The organism is Streptomyces spiroverticillatus (assembly GCA_014650415.1).
Taxonomy (GTDB): domain Bacteria; phylum Actinomycetota; class Actinomycetes; order Streptomycetales; family Streptomycetaceae; genus Streptomyces; species Streptomyces spiroverticillatus.
Map to the genome: position 1 here is coordinate 561,105 of BMUX01000003.1, position 18,656 is coordinate 579,760.

Sequence of the window (18,656 nt, forward strand, 5' to 3'; positions counted from 1 at the left end):
ACACTGATGAATGTGACAATGCCCGGCGGCTACGTCAAGGGCTGTGCATAACTGCCTGTGGATAACTCCGCACAATCCCACCGTGTTTCCCTCCCGGGCCCCTCCCAGGTCCCTCCCGGGACTGCTCCGGAGGGCCGGGTCCGCCCCTGGTACCGCTCCCCCCTACGGGTCCGTACGACCAGAGGCGGAGAGGAGAACAACCGCCAGGGCTGACGTGGAATGTGGCCTGCGCCACTACCTTCGGACTTGTGACTGCCGTGATCGCAACCGAAGCCCTGAGCAAGCGGTTCCCCCGGGTGACCGCGCTTGACCGGCTCACGTTGGACATCGGACCCGGAGTAACGGGTCTGGTGGGCGCCAACGGAGCCGGCAAGTCCACATTGATCAAGATCCTGCTCGGCCTGTCCCCCGCCACCGAGGGCACGGCCGCCGTGCTCGGACTCGACGTCGCCACCAGCGGCGCCGAGATCCGCGAACGCGTGGGGTACATGCCCGAGCACGACTGCCTCCCGCCGGACGTCTCGGCCACCGAGTTCGTCGTGCACATGGCGCGGATGTCCGGACTGCCCGCGACCGCCGCGCGCGAGCGCACCGCGGACACCCTGCGGCACGTCGGCCTCTACGAGGAGCGCTACCGCCCCATCGGCGGCTACTCGACGGGCATGAAGCAGCGGGTGAAGCTGGCCCAGGCCCTGGTCCACGACCCGCAGCTGGTCCTCCTCGACGAGCCCACCAACGGCCTCGACCCGGTCGGCCGCGACGAGATGCTCGGCCTGATCCGCCGCGTGCACACCGACTTCGGGATCTCGGTCCTGGTCACCTCGCACCTCCTGGGCGAACTGGAGCGCACCTGCGACCACGTCGTCGTCATCGACGGCGGAGCGCTGCTGCGGTCCAGTTCGACCAGTGACTTCACCCAGACGACCACGACCCTCGCGGTCGAGGTCACCGACTCCGACACCCACCCCGACGGCACGCGCGCGTTGCGCGAGGCACTCACCGCCGCCGGTGTCACTTTGCACGCGGCAGAGGAGCAGGGTCTGCCCGGCGCCGGTCACATCCTCCTCGTCGAGGGCGAGGGCGACGCCACGTACGACCTGGTCCGCGACACCGTCGCCGACCTGGGCATCGGCCTGGTCCGCATGGAACAGCGCCGCCACCACATCGCGGAGGTCTTCCGCACCGAACAGCACGCCGGGGCCCAGCCGGTGACCTCCGGAGCGCCCGCCGCCTGGGGCGCCCAGTGGAACGACAAGCAGAAGGGAGGCGGCCACGATGGCAACTGAGCTCACGCCGCAGGGCGCCGACCCGACGCGCATCCACAACATCGGCTACCGCAAGTACGACGGCCCCCGCCTCGGCCGCGCCTACGCCCGCCGCTCGCTCTACTCGCAGTCCCTGCGCGGAGCGTACGGACTGGGCCGCAGCGCCAAGTCCAAGGTGCTGCCGATGGTCCTGTTCGGCGTCATGACCGCCACCGCGGCGATCATCGTCGCCGTCGCCGTGGCGGCCCCCGCGGGCACCATGACGAAACTGCCGCTCTCCTACACGGCGTTCGCGATCACCCTGCAGCCCGTCATCGGCCTCTACCTGGCCGCACAGGCGCCGCAGACGGTCTCCCGCGACCTGCGCTTCAAGACGGTGCCGCTGTACTTCTCACGGCCCATCGAGCGCCGGGACTACGTGCTGGCCAAGTACGCGGCGATGGCCTCGGCCCTGTTCGCCCTCACGGCGATCCCGCTCGTCATCCTCTACGCGGGCGCGCTGCTCGCGAAGTTCGACTTCGGCGCCCAGACCAAGGGCTTCGGACAGGGGCTGGTCTCCGTGGCACTGCTGTCGCTGCTGTTCGCCGGTCTCGGCCTCGTGATGGCCGCCCTGACACCGCGCCGCGGTTTCGGCGTGGCCGCCGTCATCGCCGTGTTCACCATCTCCTACGGTGCCGTCTCGACCGTCCAGGCCATCGCCTCCGCACAGGAGGCCAACGGGGCCGTGGAGTGGCTCGGCCTCTTCTCGCCCGCCACCCTCATCGACGGCGTCCAGACCGCCTTCCTCGGCGCCACCTCGAACTTCCCCGGTGGCACCGGCCCCGGTGCTGGGACAGGCGTGGTCTACCTGCTGGTCGTTCTCGGGCTCATCGCCGGCTCGTACGCCGTCCTGATGCGCCGCTACCGGAAGGTCGGACTGTGACCACGATCGACATCACCAAGGCCTCCCGCTGGTTCGGGAACGTGGTCGCCGTCAACGACGTCACCATGAGCATCGGCCCCGGCGTCACCGGCCTCCTCGGCCCCAACGGCGCCGGGAAGTCCACCCTGATCAACATGATGGGCGGCTTCCTCGCCCCCTCCAACGGCACCGTCACCCTCGACGGCAACCCGATCTGGCGCAACGAGAGCGTCTACAAGGAGATCGGCGTCGTCCCCGAGCGGGAGGCGATGTACGACTTCCTCACCGGCCGCGAATTCGTCGTCGCCAACGCCGAACTGCATGGTTTGGACGAGCAGGCGGCACAGAAGGCGCTCGCGACCGTCGAGATGGAGTACGCCCAGGACCGCAAGGTCGCCACGTACAGCAAGGGCATGCGCCAGCGCGTGAAAATGGCCTCCGCCCTGGTGCACGATCCGGCGGTGCTGCTCCTCGACGAGCCGTTCAACGGCATGGACCCCCGCCAGCGCATGCAGCTGATGGACCTGCTGCGGCGCATGGGCGGTGAGGGCCGCACGGTGCTGTTCTCCTCGCACATCCTGGAGGAGGTCGAACAGCTCGCCTCGCACATCGAGGTGATCGTCGCCGGCCGGCACGCGGCCTCGGGCGACTTCCGCAAGATCCGCCGCCTGATGACGGACCGCCCGCACCGCTATCTCGTACGCTCCAGCGACGACCGCGCCCTGGCCGCCGCGCTCATCGCCGACCCGTCCACGGCCGGCATCGAGGTCGACCGCGCCGAAGGCGCCCTGCGCATCCAGGCCGTCGACTTCGGCCGCTTCACCGAGCTGCTCCCGCAGGTCGCCCGCGCGCACGGCATCCGCCTGCTCACGGTGCAGCCCTCCGACGAGTCCCTCGAATCGGTCTTCTCCTACCTCGTCACGGCCTGAAAGGAGCTTGCTGCGATGTACGAACCCACCGTCGCCCGGCTCACCTACCGGGCCCTGCTCGGCCGCCGCCGCGCGGCCATCCTCTTCCTGCTGCCCGCCCTGCTCATCGTGATCGCGGTCGCGGTGCGCATGCTGGTCGGCGTGGACGACGGCGTCGCCGCCGACGTCCTGGGCGGCTTCGCGCTCGCCACGATGGTCCCGCTGATCGGCGTCATCGCGGGCACGGGCGCGATCGGCCCGGAGATCGACGACGGCTCGATCGTCTACCTGCTGTCCAAGCCGGTGAAGCGGCCCACGATCATCTTCACCAAGCTGATCGTGGCCATCGCCGTCACCATGGCGTTCTCCGCGATCCCCACTTTCATCGCGGGCCTCATCCTGAACGGCAACGGCAGCCAGATCGCCATCGCCTACACGGTGGCCGCCCTCGTCGCCTCGATCGCCTACAGCGCCGTCTTCCTGCTGCTGGGCACGGTCTCGCGGCACGCGGTCGTCTTCGGCCTGGTGTACGCGCTGGTGTGGGAGGCCCTGTTCGGCAGCCTGGTGCCGGGCGCCCGGACCCTCAGCATTCAACAGTGGGCGCTGTCCCTGGCCGAGAAGATCGGGGCGGACGGCGCGATCGCCTCGGACGTCGGGCTGCCGACTGCGGTGATCCTGCTGGTCGTCGTCACGGGTCTGGCCACCTGGTACGCGGGGCAGAAGCTGCGTTCGCTCACTCTTGCGGGTGATGAATAGCCGAAAGCGGGCCCTTTTGGGAACGCGAAGCGCCCCCGGTTTGTATGTCACATACGAACCGGGGGCGCTCCCGTTTCAGCAACAGGTCGGGATTGCCTGGCCCTTGGGACATCGATCCCTCGGACCTTGACACCTCAAAAGCGTCAGATCTTACGATCCCGGGCCGCGAAGAGGCCCACCACCAGAGCCGTCGCGCACACGCCCAGCATCAGGGCGATCGGCACCGTCCAACTGCCGGTCACCTGGTACACGGCGCCCGCCGCCAGCGGGCCCACGGCGGCCATCAGATAGCCGATCGTCTGCGCCATGCCGGACAGCCGCGCCGCCGTCGCCGCGTCCCCGGCCCGCAGCACGATCATCGTCAGCGCCAGACCCACGGCACCGCCCTGGCCGACGCCGAGGATCGCCGACCACAGCCAGGCCCCGGACACCGGGGCGACCATCAGCCCGACGTACCCGCCCGCGACCAGAGAGGAGACCAGCACCACGAGCGGCCGCTGCGACCGCATCCGCCCCGCCAGCAGCGGCACCCCGAAGGCACCCGCGACCTGGATCAGGTTGTTGAACGCGAAGACCACACCCGCAGTGGAACGGCTCATCCCGTGATCCGTGAAGATCGTCGGCATCCAGGCGATCAGGACGTACGACCACAACGACTGGAGGCCCATGAAGAGAGTGACCTGCCAGGCCAGCGCCGAGCGCCACACGCTCTTCGGCGCGGCCCCGGCCTGCGGGGCGACCCGCACCTCGTGCCCGGTACGGCCCCGCGCGATCAGCACCTGAGGCAGCCAGGCCACCGCCGCCACGGCCGCCAGCAGCGACCAGAACGCCAGCGACGCCTCCCAGCTCCCCCCGAAGGCCTTCTCCAGCGGCACCGAGGCGGCGGCCACGACCGTGGCACCGGCGATCATCGAGCCCGTGTAGACCGACGTCATCGACGCGGCCCTGTCGGGGAAGTCCCGCTTGATCAGACCGGGCATCAGCACATTGAGGAGGGCTATCGCGACACCGATCAGCACACCGCCGCCGTACAGCGCCACCGTCGAGGGCACGACGCGCACCAGAATGCCGATGCCCAGCAGCACCAGCGCGAAGAACAGCACCACCTCGGTGCCGAACCGCCGGCCCAGCCACGGGGCGACCATCGCGCCCACACCCAGGAAGAGCACCGGCACGGACGTCACCAGACTGGTGGCCGTCGACGACAGGCCGAAGGCGTCACTGATCTCGCCGACCAGCGGGGACACGCTCGCGAGTGCCGCCCGCATGTTGAGCGAGGCCAGCACGATGCCGACCATCAGGATCACCGGATGCGCAAGCAACGCCCGCCGCGCGGCGACCCCTTGAGGGGTGGGCCGGACATCGGCCTCGGCGTCCAGCAGGAGTTGATCGGCTTCCGGGCGTGACAAGGCGAACACCTTTCAGAGGGGGAGGGAAGAGAAGTGAAGGGGGTGCGGGACAGGCCTCAGCGGCCGACCAGGCCCCGAATGACGTCGATGGGGACCTGGAGCAGCGCACGGGCCGCCTGCTCCGCCGTGGCGGGATCACCGCTCTCGACGGCGTCGACCAGGGCGGCGTGCGCGGCCAGGTCGATGGGCGGCATCTCGTGGTCGCCGAGCGAGGTCACCAGCGACTCGTGCACCTGGGCCGAGAAGAAGCGGTAGACCTCGGTGAACGCCGCGTTGTGGGTGGCCTCGACGATCCCGAGGTGGAAGGCGAGATCGGGGTCGGCGGCGCGATCCCCCTGCTCCTCCAGGTCGGCGAGCGCGGCCCGCAGTGCGCGCAGATCGTCCTCGTCGCGGCGCACGGCGGCCAGCCGGGCCGCCTCCGCCTCCAGGGCCACCCGCAGCTCCAGCACGTCGAGTGCGCCGGCGTGCTGCATCCCGCGCAGCACGGCCGCGGGGTCGGCGGTCGAGCGGACGAAGGTGCCGTTGCCCTGCCGGGACTCCAGCAGCCCCGCGTGCACCAGGACCCGTACGGCCTCGCGCACGGTGTTGCGGCCGACGCCGAGCTGCTCGGCGAGGTCGTGCTCGGTGGGGATGCGGTCGCCGACGGACCACTCGCCGTCGGTGAGCTGGTCGCGGAGCTGCTCCACGACGGTGTCCACCAGGGACTTCCGCCCTGCTGCCCGAAGTGCCATGCCGTGCCCCGTTCCCGGTCCGTCCGCCTGTGACCGGGCATGGATTCGCCCGGTTGCCCAGTCATCCTACAACTGAATGGTTGCATGGTGCACGCGGCTGGAAAATGAGTGGCGGGTGGCAAGCGGGGGCGCGCACAGTAGGGGGGGGCAGCAATGCCCAACTACCGGGGGTGGAGCGGGCGTTGACCGATGCGTCGATGCGTCGGTCCGCGCGGCTCCCGTTCGGGGCAGCGGAGTGGGGCAGGCACCGGAGGGGGCACACACCCGCCACTCCGCCGTGCGGCCCCGCGGAGACTGCCCGGGGCGGCCTCGTCCAGCGCGCATCGCGCCGGGCCGCCCCTCCCCGTACCTTCGTGAACCCCCGCCGCCCGCCCAGCGGGCGGGCAGGGCGGGTCAGCGGGAGGACCGGGCGAGCAGGTTCTCCAGGACCACGGCGATGCCGTCGTCCTCGTTGGACGCGGTGATCTCGTGCGCGACGGCCTTCAGCTCGTCGTGCGCGTTGGCCATCGCCACACCGTGCGCGGCCCAGCCGAACATCGGGACGTCGTTCGGCATGTCGCCGAAGGCGATGGTGTCCGCCGCCTTCAGCTTCAGGCGGCGGGCCGCCAGGGACAGCCCCGTGGCCTTGCTCAGGCCCAGCGGCAGGATCTCCACGACCCCCTCGCCGGCCATGACGATGTCCACCAGGTTCCCGACCGTCTGGCGGGCGACCCGGGCGAGGTCGTCGTCGGACATGCCGGGGTGCTGGATGTACAGCTTGGTCAGCGGGGCCGCCCAGACCTCCGCGATGTCCGTGAACGGGACGTACGGCAGATCGCCCTCGTGCACCCGGTAGCCGGGGCCGATCAGTACCGCGCCGTCCATGCCGTCGCGGCTCGCGGCCAGCGCCAGCGGGCCGATCTCCGCCTCGATCTTGGACAGTGCGAGACCGGCCAGCTGCCGGTCCAGCGTCACCGAGGTCAGCAGCCGGCGTTCGCCCGCGTGGTAGACCTGTGCGCCCTGGCCGCACACCGCGAGGCCCTCGTAGCCGAGGGACTCGAAGATGTGCTTCGTCCAGGCCACCGAGCGGCCGGTCACCACGATGTGCGCGGCGCCCGCCGCGCAGGCGGCGGCGAGCGCGTCGCGGGTGCGCTGCGAGACCGACTCGTCGGAACGCAGCAGCGTGCCGTCGAGATCGGTCGCGATCAGCTTGTACGGGAACGGAGCGGACGCTTCCGAGCCCGTGGAGGCGGTGCTCACTTGGCGATCGGCTCCAGGACCTCGCGGCCGCCCAGGTACGGACGCAGGATCTCGGGGACCCGCACCGAGCCGTCCGGCAGCTGGTGGTTCTCCAGGATCGCCACGATGGTGCGCGGGACCGCGCACAGCGTGCCGTTCAGGGTCGCCAGCGGCTGGACCTTCTTGTCCTCGCGCATACGGATCGAGAGGCGGCGCGCCTGGAAGCTGTTGCAGTTCGACGACGAGGTCAGCTCGCGGTACTTGCCCTGGGTCGGGATCCACGCCTCGCAGTCGTACTTCCGCGAGGCCGAGGCGCCGAGGTCGCCGGTCGCCACGTCGATCACCTGGAAGGGCAGCTCAAGGGCGTTCAGCCACTGCTTCTCCCACTCCAGCAGCCGCTCCAGCTCGGCCTCCGCGTCGTGCGGGTGGACGTAGGAGAACATCTCGACCTTGTCGAACTGGTGCACCCGGAAGATGCCCCGGGTGTCCTTGCCGTACGTACCGGCCTCGCGGCGGAAGCACGGCGAGAAGCCCGCGTACCGCAGCGGCAGCTTGTCCGCCTCGATGATCTCGTCCATGTGGTACGCGGCGAGGGGGACCTCGGAGGTGCCGACGAGGTAGTAGTCGTCCTTCTCCAGGTGGTACACGTTCTCCGCGGCCTGGCCGAGGAAACCGGTGCCCTCCATGGCGCGCGGACGGACCAGCGCGGGGGTCAGCATCGGGACGAAGCCGGCCTCGGTGGCCTGCGCGATCGCCGCGTTCACCAGGGCCAGCTCCAGCAGGGCGCCGACACCGGTGAGGTAGTAGAAGCGCGAGCCGGAGACCTTCGCGCCGCGCTCGACGTCGATGGCGCCCAGCGCCTCGCCGAGCTCCAGGTGATCCTTGGGCTCGAAGCCCTCGGCGGCGAAGTCGCGGATCGTGCCGTGCGTCTCGCGGACGACGAAGTCCTCCTCGCCGCCGACCGGAACGTCCTCGTGGACGATGTTGCCGAGCTGGAGGAGCAGACGCTGGGCCTCTTCGGCCGCCTCGTTCTGCTCGGCGTCCGCGGCCTTCACGGCGGCGGAGAGCTCGCCGGTGCGCTTCAGCAGCTCGGCCTTCTCGTCGCCGGAGGCCTTGGGGATGAGCTTGCCGAGCGACTTCTGCTCGTTGCGGAGCTCGTCGAAGCGGACGGCGGACGACCTGCGCCGCTCGTCGGCGGAGAGCAGGGCGTCGACGAGCGCGACGTCCTCTCCACGGGCGCGCTGGGAGGCGCGAACACGGTCGGGGTCCTCACGGAGCAGGCGAAGGTCAATCACCCCTCCAGGCTACCGGTGCCTGCCTGCGCCCCTCGACTGGATATCAACGCACCTTCTCTTTTGTCCGGATTGCCGGAAATGGGAATTCGGTGCAAAGGTACGGAGGGAGGGGGTGCGGAATCGCGCCGAAGGGCCCGGTGGGCGGTACTTCGTGCGGGCCGGGAAAGGCGGGTGCATTTCCGTGGGCGGGGCGGTGATGGTGGCCCGGACCCGCGCTCCCGCCTTGTGGGAAGCGGGAGTTGGGGGCCCTTGGGCGGCCTCTTTTCCACAGGGTGCGCCGTTTCTGAAAGTTATCCACAGGGTGTGCGAAAGATCTGTGGATTCCGGAATCGGCACTTCCGAAAGGGGGGTGCGGGACGATGGATTCCCAGCCCAAACCACCTTCACACGCTCATTCGAGTGGGAATTGCTCCACTAAAGAGTTGAACAAGGCAATTGGGCTGACACTGCCGGACCTGTCGGCCTGTGGAGGGATCTTGGGTCGCTAGGGCGATTTGTCGACCATGTCGCGTTACGTTGTCGACTTGTCCCCAACCCACACCCCCGCCCTGTGGATAACTTTGTGGGAAACCTCCGGTGCCCTGCGGCCCGCCCTCAGCCCCGCCCGTCCTGGACCCGCGCCAGCCAGTCCGACGCCTCCGTGAACTCCCGGTCCGACGTCCCGTGCCGCAGCTCCGCCACGTCCTCCACAGCCACCCCGGCCCTCGGATACGACCCCAGGAACCGCACCTTCGGCGCGATCCGCTTCAGCCCCATCAGGGCCTCGCCCACCCGCCGGTCCGCGATGTGCCCCTCCGCATCCACCGCGAAGCAGTAGTTCCCGATCCCCGCACCCGTCGGCCGCGACTGGATCAGCATCAGGTTCACCCCGCGCACCGCGAACTCCTGGAGCAGCTCCAGCAGCGCACCCGGCCGGTCGGGACCCAGCCAGATCACCACCGAGGTCTTGTCCGCCCCGGTCGGCGCGGCAGGCCGCGCGGGCCGCCCCACCAGCACGAAGCGCGTCTGCGCGTTCACCGCGTCGTGGATGTCGGTGACCAGCGGCTCCAGCCCGTACGTCGCCGCAGCGAACTCGCCCGCGAAAGCCGCGTCGTACCGGCCCTCCTGCACCAGCCGTGCACCGTCCGCGTTGGAGGCCGACGACTCCCACACCGCGTCCGGCAGGTTCTCCTTGATCCAGTTCCGCACCTGCGGCTGCGCCGCCGGGTGGGCGGTGACCGTCTTGATGTCCTGCAGCTTCGTCCCCGGCCGCACCAGCAGCGCGAACCGGATCGACAGCAGCACCTCGCGGTAGATCATCAGCGGCTCGCCCGAGGTCAGCGCGTCCAGCGTCGCCGTGATGCCACCCTCCACCGAGTTCTCGATCGGCACCAGGGCCGCCGCCGCCTCGCCGCTGCGCACCGCGTCCAGCGCGGCCGGCACGGACACCATGGGTGCGAGTTCACGGGTGGCGGCTTCGGGGAGCGTACGGAGGGCGACCTCGGTGAAGGTGCCCTCGGGGCCGAGATAGGCGTAGCGCGTCGCTGACATACGGTCACCCTAATGGGCGGTACGGGACACGGCTCAGCCGTCTCATCCTTCGCACGGCCCCTCTCGGGACCCGTCCCGCGCCTCACGCCTCCAGCAGCCGCTGCCCCACGTACTCGCCCTCGCCCGGCCCGCCAGGCACCGCGAACAGGCCGCTCGACTCGTGCCGGATGAACTTCGACAACGCGTCACCCCGGTCGAGCTTCCGCTGCACCGGCACGAACCCACGCATCGGATCCGCCTGCCAGCAGATGAACAGCAGCCCCGCGTCCGGCACCCCGTCCGCCGAGATGCCGTCGTGGTACGAGAAGGGCCTGCGCAGCATCGCCGCGCCGCCGTTCTGCTCCGGGGCCGAGATCCGGGAGTGCGCGTCGGAGGCGATGACCAGCTTGCCGTTCGTCCCCATCTTCTGGAGGTCCGGCTCGGTGAACTCGTCCCCGCCGGTCAGCGGCGCACCGTCCTTCTTGTGCCGCCCGATGACCTGCTCCTGGTCGTCCCGCGGCAGCTTCTCCCAGTCGTCCAGCAGCATGCGGATGCGCCGTACGACCGCGTACGAACCACCCGCCATCCACTCCTGACCGGCCGGACCGCCCTTCTCCGGCACGAAGATCCGCTTCTCGAAGTCCGGCTCCGAGGGCTTGGGGTTGCCCGTCCCGTCCACCTGACCCATCAGATTGCGGGTCGTCATGGGCGCGGCGGTCGCACCGGGCGAGCGGTTGAAGCCGTTCATCTGCCAGCGCACCCGGGCCGCGTCCCCCGCCTCCCGCTGCACCGCCCGCAGCGCATGGAAGGCGACCAGCGCGTCGTCCGCCCCGATCTGCACCCACAGATCGCCGTTGCTGCGCCGGGCGTCGAGGTGGTCGGAGGAGAAGTCCGGCAGCGGGTCCAGCTCCACCGGGCGCTTCGCGGCCAGCCCCGTACGGTCGAAGAAGGTCCGCCCGAAACCGAAGGTGACGGTGAGGGAGGACGGACCGGCGTCGAACGCCACCCCGGTGTCGCCCCCGGCCAGCGGCCGCCCCGCCATCAGCTGCTTCGCCACCTCCGACCAGCGGCGCAGCAGCGCCGTGGCCTCCTTGCGCCCCGCCCCGGGAGCCAGGTCGAAGGCGATCAGATGGCCGCGCGCCTGGAGCGGAGTGGTGATTCCGGCCTGATGTTTCCCGTGAAACATCGCCTTGGTCGTGCCCAGCGAGGCCAGCGCAGCCGGCGCCTCGTCCCCCGAGGAGACCGCGGCGGCGACTCCCGCGCCGCCCGCCGCGCCCACGACCAGCCCGGCCGCCGCGGCCGTACCCGCGGTGCCGAGCAGCCGGCGCCGCGAGATGGCCGGGGAGGACGAGGCCTCAGAGGTCTCAGAGCCCTCGGAAGAGGAGGAAGAAGGGGTGTCGGTCACGCCGGTCAGCCGATCTTGACGTTCTGGGAAACGGTCACTTGGTCGATGTCGGAGGTGCGGATCGTCACGTCGATCTTCCAGGTCCCGGCCATCGGGATCTGCACACCGCTCGCACTCCAGTGTCCGGGTGCGAGCTTGTCGGGGACGGCCGGCAGCGGGCCGATCTGCTTGTCCTCGTTGGTGAACGCGACCTTGAGTTCGGGTGCGTCCACGGGCTTGTTGTCGGGCGAGTTGGCCCAGACGTGCAGCGCGTTGCTGCCGGTGCGGCCCGGGGTGACCTGCAGGCGGAGGGTGCCCTTGCCGTTCGCGCCGCCGGTGTCGAAGGGCATGTTCAGGTCGACGGGCCGGTCGGCGACCGCGGGGGCGGACGTGTTGTTGCGCCCGGCCTCCTTGAGTTCCGTACGACCCGGTTCGGTGCTGGTGAGGACGGTGGTGACGGCGAGCAGCACCACCGCGACCCCGGCCTCCAGCAGGATCGAGCGGCGCAGCCCGGTGCGCTCGGGGTCGGCGTCGCGGACCCGCTTGGCGCGGGCGGTGCTCATGGCGGCCCGCTGCCGGGCGAGCTGCGCGGCCCGCTCCGGATCGGCGGGCACGGTGACCGACTCGGCCTCCTCCTTCGCCCGGGCCTCCTCCCGCTCACTGACCACGGCTTCGGCCTCGGCCTCCGGAGCGGTCCGCTCCGCCATCCGCCCGATCCACCGGCGGGAGAACCACGCGCCCGCGACCATCACCGCGACCAGAGCGATCTTCGCCAGCAGCAGTTGCCCGTAGGCCGTTCCGAAGAGCGCCTCCCAGGAGCCGACCTGACGCCAGGACTGGTACAGCCCGGTCGCGGCGAGCACGACGACACTGCCGAAGGCGAGCCGGGAGAAATTCCGTACCGCCGTACGTTCCAGAGAGGGAGACCGGTAGAGCGCGGTCAGCAGCGCGGCGAGCCCGCCCAGCCACGCGGCGACCGCCAGCATGTGCAGGACGTCGACGGGCATCGCCAGGCCCGGCTGGAGTCCCGTGGAGGCGTGCTCGGACATCGCCCAGGTCGCGGCGATGCCCGCCGCCACGACGCCGCCGCCGAGGGCCAGGCCGAAGGTGAGGTCCTTGCGGGAGGAGTCCTCGTCGTCCTCGGGAAGTTCGCCCTCGTCACCACCGGCGACCTTCTTCGCGTACGCCCCGAAGAGGACCGCGACGAACAGCGCCGCCGCACCGAGCAGCAGCAGCCGCGACACCAGCGCGGCACCGGTCTTGGTGGTCAGTACGGTCTTGAGCGCCCCGAGGTCGAAGATCCCCGAGAGGTCCCCGGACCCGGTGTACGGGCCCCGGAGCAGCAGCATCAGCAGCGTCGCGGCGGTCAGCAGCAGCCAGCCGCGCACCACCAGTCGCTGCATCGGGCGCTCGGCCGCCCCGCGCCGCCAGCAGGCCAGTACGAAGGCCGCACCGCCGACGAGGACGATGAATCCGGCGTAGGCGGCGTATCGCGCGATGCCGTAGAGCACGCCGACGACACCGCCGCCGGCCTCCTGCGAGGGCAGCGTGACACTGCTCTCGGAGGGGGCGCCGATCGAGAAGGTGAGGGCGCCGGAGATGGGGTGGCTGTCCGCCGAGACGGCCTGCCAGGCGACGGTGTACGTGCCGTCGGGGAGCCCCTTGTGCAGCGCGACCCCGTACTGCACGAGGTTGCCGTTGCACAGGTCGAGCACTTCGCCGGTGTCGGCGCGCTTGCCCGTGGGGTCGAGGACGCGGATGGCGTCCTCACCGAGCTGGATCTGCTCGGAGAAGTTCAGGGTGATGTTTTTGGGGGCGGTGGCGACCACCGCCCCGTCCTTCGGGTTGCTGTCGGTGAGCGCGGCGTGCGCGGCGGCGGGGCCGGCGCTCACGAACAGCGCGCCGAACAGGGCGACCACCACGAGCAGTGCACGCACTGCCGTGGAGGTGGAGGTCGCCGAGGGCCCGAAGCGCGGGGCGGTGTCCGTCATGGTGAGTCCTCAGCCCCTCAGTGGTGTTGCTTCGGGTTGTGGGTGGCTGCTTCCACCGGCATGTCGACCTTCACGGTCCCCGCCTTCTCGAAGTGCAGCTCGACGGCGATCTTGTCGCCCTTCTTCGGCTTCTTCTTCACATCGAGGAACATGATGTGGTTGCCGCCGCGCTTGAGCTCCAGCGTGCCGTTGGCCGACACCGGGAAGCCCTCCTTCGCCTCCTTCATCTTTCCGTCCGCCGTCGTCTCGTGGATCTCGGCCTTGCCCGAGAACGCGGAGGCGGTGACGGACTTCAGACGGTCGCCGACGGCGCCGGAGTTCTTGACGGTGAGGAAGCCGCCCGCCATGTCGGGCATGGCGGGCTCCGGGACGAACGCGCCGCTGACCTCGATCTTCGGCTTGCTGTCGGCCGCCGGGGCGGTCGTCTTGGCAGCGGCCGGAGCGTCGGTCTTGGCGTCGCCGTTGCACGCGGTCAGCGCCAGGGACCCCGCCACGGCTATGGCGGCGAAGGCGGTGAGACGCGTGGTGTAGCGGGTGGAACGAGTGGTGCGGGTAGTGCGGGTGTTCACGGGGTTTCTCCCTTGACGATCTTCGGGAGATCGGCGGTGTAGTCGTCCGCGGTGGCCTCGTCGGTGTAGAGGAGGTACCCCGCGTCGGTCTTCGGCGAGAACGCGATGACCTGCTTGGTGTGCATGGACGTGACCTTGCCGTCCTTGTCCTTGGTGGACGGCTCGATGCTGACGCCCAGCTGTCGGGCTCCGGCCTGGATGGTCGGGAAGTCGCCGGTCAGCCCGATGAAGTCGGGGCTGCCCGCGCCCTTGAGCCACTTGCCGAGTTCCTTCGGCGTGTCACGCTCCGGGTCGGTCGTCACGAAGACGACGCGCAGCTTCTCCTGGTCGGCCTTCGGCAGCTTCTTGTACGCGACCGCGATGTTGCTCATCGTCAGCGGGCACACGTCGGGGCAGTTGGTGTAGCCGAAGTAGATCAGCGTCGGCTTGCCCTTGGTGGCCTCGCGGAAGTCGTACTCCTTGCCGTTGGTGTCCTTCAGGACGAGGTTCGGCTTGGTGTACGGCCGGTCGAGGACCGTCGCCGCCTTCTCCTCGGTGGGGGTGACGTTCGTGGCCGCCTGGCCACTCTCCTTCTTCGGGGAGGAGTCGCCGCCGCACGCGGACAGGGTGAGTGTGGCCGCGGCGACGAGAGCTGCCGCGACCAGCACGTTCTTCTTGCGCATGGAAATCCTGGAACTCTTGAGGGGGTGGGTCAGGAGGCCCGGCGACGGCCCGCGAGAACCCCGAAGGCCACACCGGCGACACCCACGATGATGCCTACGATGCCGAGCACACGGGCGGTGGTGTCGCTGGCGGAGGCCGCGCTCGCGGTCTCCTTCTTGCCGTCGTCGTGCTTGTCCGAGGCCGTGGAGTCCTTGGCCTTCTTGTCGTCGGTGGCCGCCGCGCCGTGCCCGTCGCCCACGGGCGCGGTCAGCTTCAGGACGGGCGCGGGGCTCTGCGGCTCCGGCTGGCCCTCCTTGGGCTCCTCGATCCAGCGGACGACTTCCTTGTTGTCGTACGTCTGGATGGCCTTCAGCACGAGCTGGTCGGCGTCCTCGGGGAGCTGGCCGAGCGAGAGCGGGAACTGCTGGAACTCACCGGGGCCGATCTTCCCGCCGGTCCAGGTGATCTTCGAGACGGCTTCCTTGATCTCCTTGCCGTGCACCTTCAGCGGCTTGTCGAGCGTGGTCTTCTCGACCTTCACGGTCCAGCCGGGGACCGCCTGCGGCATCACGGAGGTGAGCGGGTGCTCCTTGACCGGGAAGCTGACTTCGAGCTGCACCGTCGAGGCGTTGTCGCGCTCGTTGGGGACCTTCACGTTGACGGTGGCGTAACCGCCCTTGGCGGCCGCGCCGACTGGCTGCACGCTGACGTGCGCGAAGGCGGGCCCGGCGAGCACCACCACGGATGCGGCCGCGGCGACGCCGACGGCGGAGAGGCGGGAGATACGGGTGCGACGGTTTGCGTTCATGACTGTGAACCCCACATGGCAGAAGTGGATCGGGTGAGGGGCACACCTCGACAGGCGCGTCGATGTTTCACGTGAAACGTGGGCCATCGGGGCACGCGCCGAAACGAGGCGCACCGGAGTCACGACCCACTCCGCATACGTACGCGAGGGGTCGTGTCAGGCAGCGAGGGAGAACGCCGTCGCGGGCGGCCCGCGCCTGATCACCGAGTGCTGGAGGTCCTCCTCGCCCGTGCGCACGGGGACGAGGAAGGGCGCGGGCACCGTCAGAGGCCCGCACGTGGGCGCGCCGGAAAGCCCCGCCCACAGGGCGCGTACCAGCGCGAAAGCAGCACGCAGGGCTCGTACGAGCCCTCGCACGGCCACTTCGTGCGCCCCGTACGCGGACAGCCGGGCCAGCCGGCGCAGCGCGAGATCGCCGTGCCGCAGCAGCCAGCCGGTGGCGAGCGCGGCCAGCAGGTGACCGAGCAGCATGGGAAGGCTGGGGACCAGGGAGTGCAGACAGCCGACCGCCGTGGCGCCGATGTCCTGTCCACCGCCCGTACCGAGCGCGTCGTAACCGTCGTACGACGCTCCGGACGCGCCCGCTCCGTGTGCGGCGTGCGCACCGGAGGCCGGGTCGAGGCCCGCCGTGGCGAGCACCTTCCGCGCCTCGGCTTCGCTCATGCCGGCGTCGCCGCCGCACATCAACTGCGCGGCGAGCCCGGACAGCGGGCCTTCGCCGCCGCCCTGCACCGAGCCCGCGTGGCTCTGGCCGACGCCGAAGAGGGCGTGCAGCGCGAGCTGTCCGGCCGTCATCGCGAAGGTGATGCCGGGCAGGGAACGCGTGCGTCCGGCCAGCGGCGCGGCCAGCGCGAACACCCCGGTGAAGCCCACCGCGAGGGTCCACCACGGCACGGTCGCCGTGGAGCCCAGCACGTGCCCGAGCGCGGACAGCACGACGCAGACCGCGGCGAACACCGCGGCCCTGGCGAGTCGCGGAGCGACCCGGTCGTGTGCGCCCGCAGGGGCGAGAGGCTGTGACATGGCGGAGCCATCATCGCACTGCGCCCCCGTAGCGGACCGGGCAGGTCCGGAAGCTCACAATGGTCCGGTACGTCACGGCCCCGCCCGGTGCGGAGGTCCCCGCAACGGCCCCTGCTACACCGGCGCACGGGGTGCGCGCATCCGCCGAACGAGCGCTCTCGCACCGATTCCTGGCTTACCGACCACCGTCGGCGGCAATAGGTAGTCGTATGTCGAGCCGCAGCCAGGAGGCTGGAGCATGAGCATCTGGTGGTCACTCCACTTGCGGCGCGAAGCCGCGAGCGTTCCGCTCGCCCGCCGTCTTCTGCTCGACAGCATGAACACCGCGGGCGTCGATCCGGACATCTCCTACGACCTTTCGGTCGCACTCAGCGAAGCCTGTGCCAACGCCGTCGAGCACGGCGGCGACGACGAACCCGGCCCGCACTGCGCGGCCTACCGGGTCACCGCCTACCTCGACGGCGACACGTGCCGCATCGAGGTCACCGACTCGGGCCCGGGCTTCCCCGCCGTGCGCAGACGCGGTGCGGGCCGGGCCATGGCGCAGCTGCGCGAGAGCGGCCGCGGGCTGTGCCTCATCGAGCAGCTCGCCGACCACGTGCACTTCCGCAACCGGCCGGGCCGGGGCGCGGTGGTCAGCTTCGACAAGATCCTGAAATGGCGCGAGGGCGCGCTGCTCCAGGCCTCCTGAAGCAAGCGCGCCCTCATACGGCGGGTGTACGGATCTACTGGGCGGCCTTCGTCGCCGCCATCCAGGCCTCGACCTCGTCGGAGCGGCGCGGCAGCGCGGCCGACAGGTTCCGGTTGCCGTCCTCGGTGACCAGGATGTCGTCCTCGATGCGGACGCCGATGCCCCGGTACTCCTCCGGCACCGTCAGGTCGTCGGCCTGGAAGTACAGGCCCGGCTCGACGGTCAGGCACACGCCCGGCTCCAGCGTGCCGTCGGCGTACGCCTCGCGGCGCGCGGCGGCACAGTCGTGGACGTCCAGGCCCAGCATGTGACCGGTGCCGTGCAGCGTCCAGCGGCGCTGGAGGCCCAGCTCCAGGACACGCTCGGCCGGGCCCTCGACGAGGCCCCACTCGACGAGCTTCTCGGCGAGCACGCGCTGTGCGGCCTCGTGGAAGTCGCGGTACGAGGCCCCGGGCTTGACCGCCGCGATGCCGGCCTCCTGGGCCTCGTACACCGCGTCGTAGATCTTCTTCTGGAGCGGCGAGAACGTGCCGTTGATCGGCAGCGTGCGCGTCACGTCGGCGGTGTAGAGGGTGTGGGTCTCCACACCGGCGTCGAGCAGCAGCAGGTCGCCGGAGCGCACCGCGCCGTCGTTGCGCACCCAGTGCAGGGTGGTGGCGTGCGGGCCTGCGGCGCAGATCGAGCCGTAGCCGATGTCGTTGCCCTCGACACGGGCGCGCAGGAAGAACGTGCCCTCCAGGTAGCGCTCGGAGGTGGCCTCGGCCTTGTCGAGGACCTTCACGACGTCCTCGAAGCCGCGGACGGTGGAGTCGACGGCCTTCTGGAGCTCGCCGATCTCGAACTCGTCCTTCACCACGCGGGCCTCGGAGAGGTAGACGCGCAGCTCCTCGTCCGTCTCGGCGGTGGCCTTATCGGCGAGCGCCGCCTCGATGCCCGCGTCGTGCCCGCGCACGTTGCGCACCCGGCCGGTGGCCTCGCGCAGCGCCTTCGGCAGCTCGCGGACGTCCTTGGCGGGCAGACCCAGCACCTGCTCGGCCTCGGCGAGGGAGTGGCGGCGGCCGACCCACAGCTCGCCCTGGCCGTCCAGCCAGAACTCGCCGTTCTCCCGGTTGGAGCGCGGCAGCAGGTAGATCGTCGCGTCGTGCCCGGACGCGGTCGGCTCCAGCACCAGGACGCCGTCCTGGGTCTGGTCGCCGGTCAGGTACGCGTACTCGGTGGAGGCGCGGAAGGCGTACTCGGTGTCGTTGGAACGCGTCTTGAGGTTGCCCGCGGGGACCACCAGGCGCTCGCCCGGGAAGCGCGCGGAGAGCGCGGCGCGACGGGCGGCGGTGTGCTGCGCCTGCGCGATCGGCTCCAGGTCGTGCAGCTCGGTGTCGGCCCAGCCCGACTTCATGTTCTCGGCGAGCTCGTCGGACAGACCCGGGTACAGCCCGTTCTTGCGCTGCTTGATGGGCTCTTCCTCGGCGGCCTCGGCTGCTTCGCCGTCCACGATTTCCGGGGTCTCCGGCTTGAGCTCCTCAGACACGACAATCTCCTCATACGACACAGGGCCAGGG

General features: G+C 70.5%; 17 protein-coding genes. 5 read left to right on the plus strand and 12 right to left on the minus strand.

All coding sequences use genetic code 11. The features are described 5' to 3' along the window. Positions 1–257: 257 nt before the first annotated feature. Genes IE269_RS10655 through IE269_RS10670 form a run of 4 tightly spaced genes read left to right on the plus strand, consistent with a single transcriptional unit; the run spans position 258 to position 3,830 of the window. Positions 258–1,286 (plus strand): ABC transporter ATP-binding protein, encoded by a 1,029-nt coding sequence (locus tag IE269_RS10655; RefSeq protein ID WP_229897563.1) that lies wholly within the window; start codon positions 258–260, stop codon positions 1,284–1,286. After that, positions 1,276–2,187, plus strand: a complete 912-nt coding sequence (locus IE269_RS10660) for an ABC transporter permease (RefSeq protein WP_189822588.1) — start codon at positions 1,276–1,278, stop codon at positions 2,185–2,187. Before IE269_RS10655 ends, IE269_RS10660 begins: the two co-directional genes overlap by 11 nt. Further along, a complete protein-coding gene (locus tag IE269_RS10665) occupies positions 2,184–3,095 on the plus strand; it encodes an ABC transporter ATP-binding protein (RefSeq protein ID WP_189822589.1) in 912 nt (303 codons plus the stop codon). The genes IE269_RS10660 and IE269_RS10665 overlap by 4 nt, the downstream gene beginning before the upstream one ends. Before the next feature lie 15 nt (positions 3,096–3,110). After that, complete coding sequence (locus IE269_RS10670; protein ID WP_189822590.1) at positions 3,111–3,830, plus strand: ABC transporter permease; 720 nt, start codon at positions 3,111–3,113, stop codon at positions 3,828–3,830. A 143-nt stretch (positions 3,831–3,973) separates the two neighbouring features. Here IE269_RS10670 and IE269_RS10675 read toward each other — a convergent pair whose 3' ends face one another. The 11 genes from IE269_RS10675 to IE269_RS10725 form a co-directional block, all read right to left on the minus strand. After that, complete coding sequence (locus IE269_RS10675) at positions 3,974–5,239, minus strand: CynX/NimT family MFS transporter (protein ID WP_189822591.1); 1,266 nt, start codon at positions 5,237–5,239, stop codon at positions 3,974–3,976. A 56-nt stretch (positions 5,240–5,295) separates the two neighbouring features. Beyond that, positions 5,296–5,970: a FadR/GntR family transcriptional regulator gene (locus tag IE269_RS10680; RefSeq protein ID WP_189822592.1), complete on the minus strand. Its 675-nt coding sequence runs from the start codon at positions 5,968–5,970 to the stop codon at positions 5,296–5,298. Between the two features lie 393 nt (positions 5,971–6,363). After that, the gene (locus tag IE269_RS10685) at positions 6,364–7,209 is read right to left on the minus strand and encodes an HAD family hydrolase (RefSeq protein WP_189822593.1); all 846 of its coding nucleotides are present in this window, start codon (positions 7,207–7,209) and stop codon (positions 6,364–6,366) included. Then, on the minus strand, positions 7,206–8,483 hold the full coding sequence (serS, locus tag IE269_RS10690; protein WP_189822594.1) for a serine--tRNA ligase: 1,278 nt from the start codon (positions 8,481–8,483) through the stop codon (positions 7,206–7,208). Before serS ends, IE269_RS10685 begins: the two co-directional genes overlap by 4 nt. A 594-nt stretch (positions 8,484–9,077) precedes the next feature. Further along, the gene (gene pheA / locus IE269_RS10695) at positions 9,078–10,013 is read right to left on the minus strand and encodes a prephenate dehydratase (protein ID WP_189822595.1); all 936 of its coding nucleotides are present in this window, start codon (positions 10,011–10,013) and stop codon (positions 9,078–9,080) included. A gap of 82 nt (positions 10,014–10,095) precedes the next feature. Next, positions 10,096–11,328 carry an iron uptake transporter deferrochelatase/peroxidase subunit gene (efeB, locus tag IE269_RS10700; RefSeq protein WP_229897565.1) on the minus strand — a complete coding sequence of 411 codons (1,233 nt, stop codon included), beginning with the start codon at positions 11,326–11,328 and terminating at the stop codon, positions 10,096–10,098. 74 nt (positions 11,329–11,402) lie between these two features. Beyond that, the gene (locus IE269_RS10705) at positions 11,403–13,367 is read right to left on the minus strand and encodes a copper resistance CopC/CopD family protein (RefSeq protein WP_189822596.1); all 1,965 of its coding nucleotides are present in this window, start codon (positions 13,365–13,367) and stop codon (positions 11,403–11,405) included. Positions 13,368–13,384: 17 nt separating this feature from the next. Beyond that, positions 13,385–13,936 (minus strand): copper chaperone PCu(A)C, encoded by a 552-nt coding sequence (locus tag IE269_RS10710; RefSeq protein ID WP_189822597.1) that lies wholly within the window; start codon positions 13,934–13,936, stop codon positions 13,385–13,387. Next, positions 13,933–14,598 (minus strand): SCO family protein, encoded by a 666-nt coding sequence (locus IE269_RS10715; RefSeq protein WP_189822598.1) that lies wholly within the window; start codon positions 14,596–14,598, stop codon positions 13,933–13,935. The genes IE269_RS10710 and IE269_RS10715 overlap by 4 nt, the downstream gene beginning before the upstream one ends. Before the next feature lie 29 nt (positions 14,599–14,627). Then, positions 14,628–15,386 carry a YcnI family copper-binding membrane protein gene (locus IE269_RS10720; RefSeq protein WP_189822599.1) on the minus strand — a complete coding sequence of 253 codons (759 nt, stop codon included), beginning with the start codon at positions 15,384–15,386 and terminating at the stop codon, positions 14,628–14,630. Between the two features lie 156 nt (positions 15,387–15,542). Next, the gene (locus IE269_RS10725) at positions 15,543–16,409 is read right to left on the minus strand and encodes a hypothetical protein (RefSeq protein ID WP_189822600.1); all 867 of its coding nucleotides are present in this window, start codon (positions 16,407–16,409) and stop codon (positions 15,543–15,545) included. 238 nt (positions 16,410–16,647) lie between these two features. Here IE269_RS10725 and IE269_RS10730 point away from each other — a divergent pair, with 238 nt between their 5' ends. After that, positions 16,648–17,100, plus strand: a complete 453-nt coding sequence (locus IE269_RS10730) for an ATP-binding protein (RefSeq protein WP_189822601.1) — start codon at positions 16,648–16,650, stop codon at positions 17,098–17,100. A gap of 34 nt (positions 17,101–17,134) precedes the next feature. Here the strand turns inward: IE269_RS10730 and IE269_RS10735 are convergent, their stop codons facing one another. After that, the gene (locus IE269_RS10735) at positions 17,135–18,625 is read right to left on the minus strand and encodes an aminopeptidase P family protein (RefSeq protein ID WP_189822602.1); all 1,491 of its coding nucleotides are present in this window, start codon (positions 18,623–18,625) and stop codon (positions 17,135–17,137) included. Between the last annotated feature and the right edge of the window lie 31 nt (positions 18,626–18,656).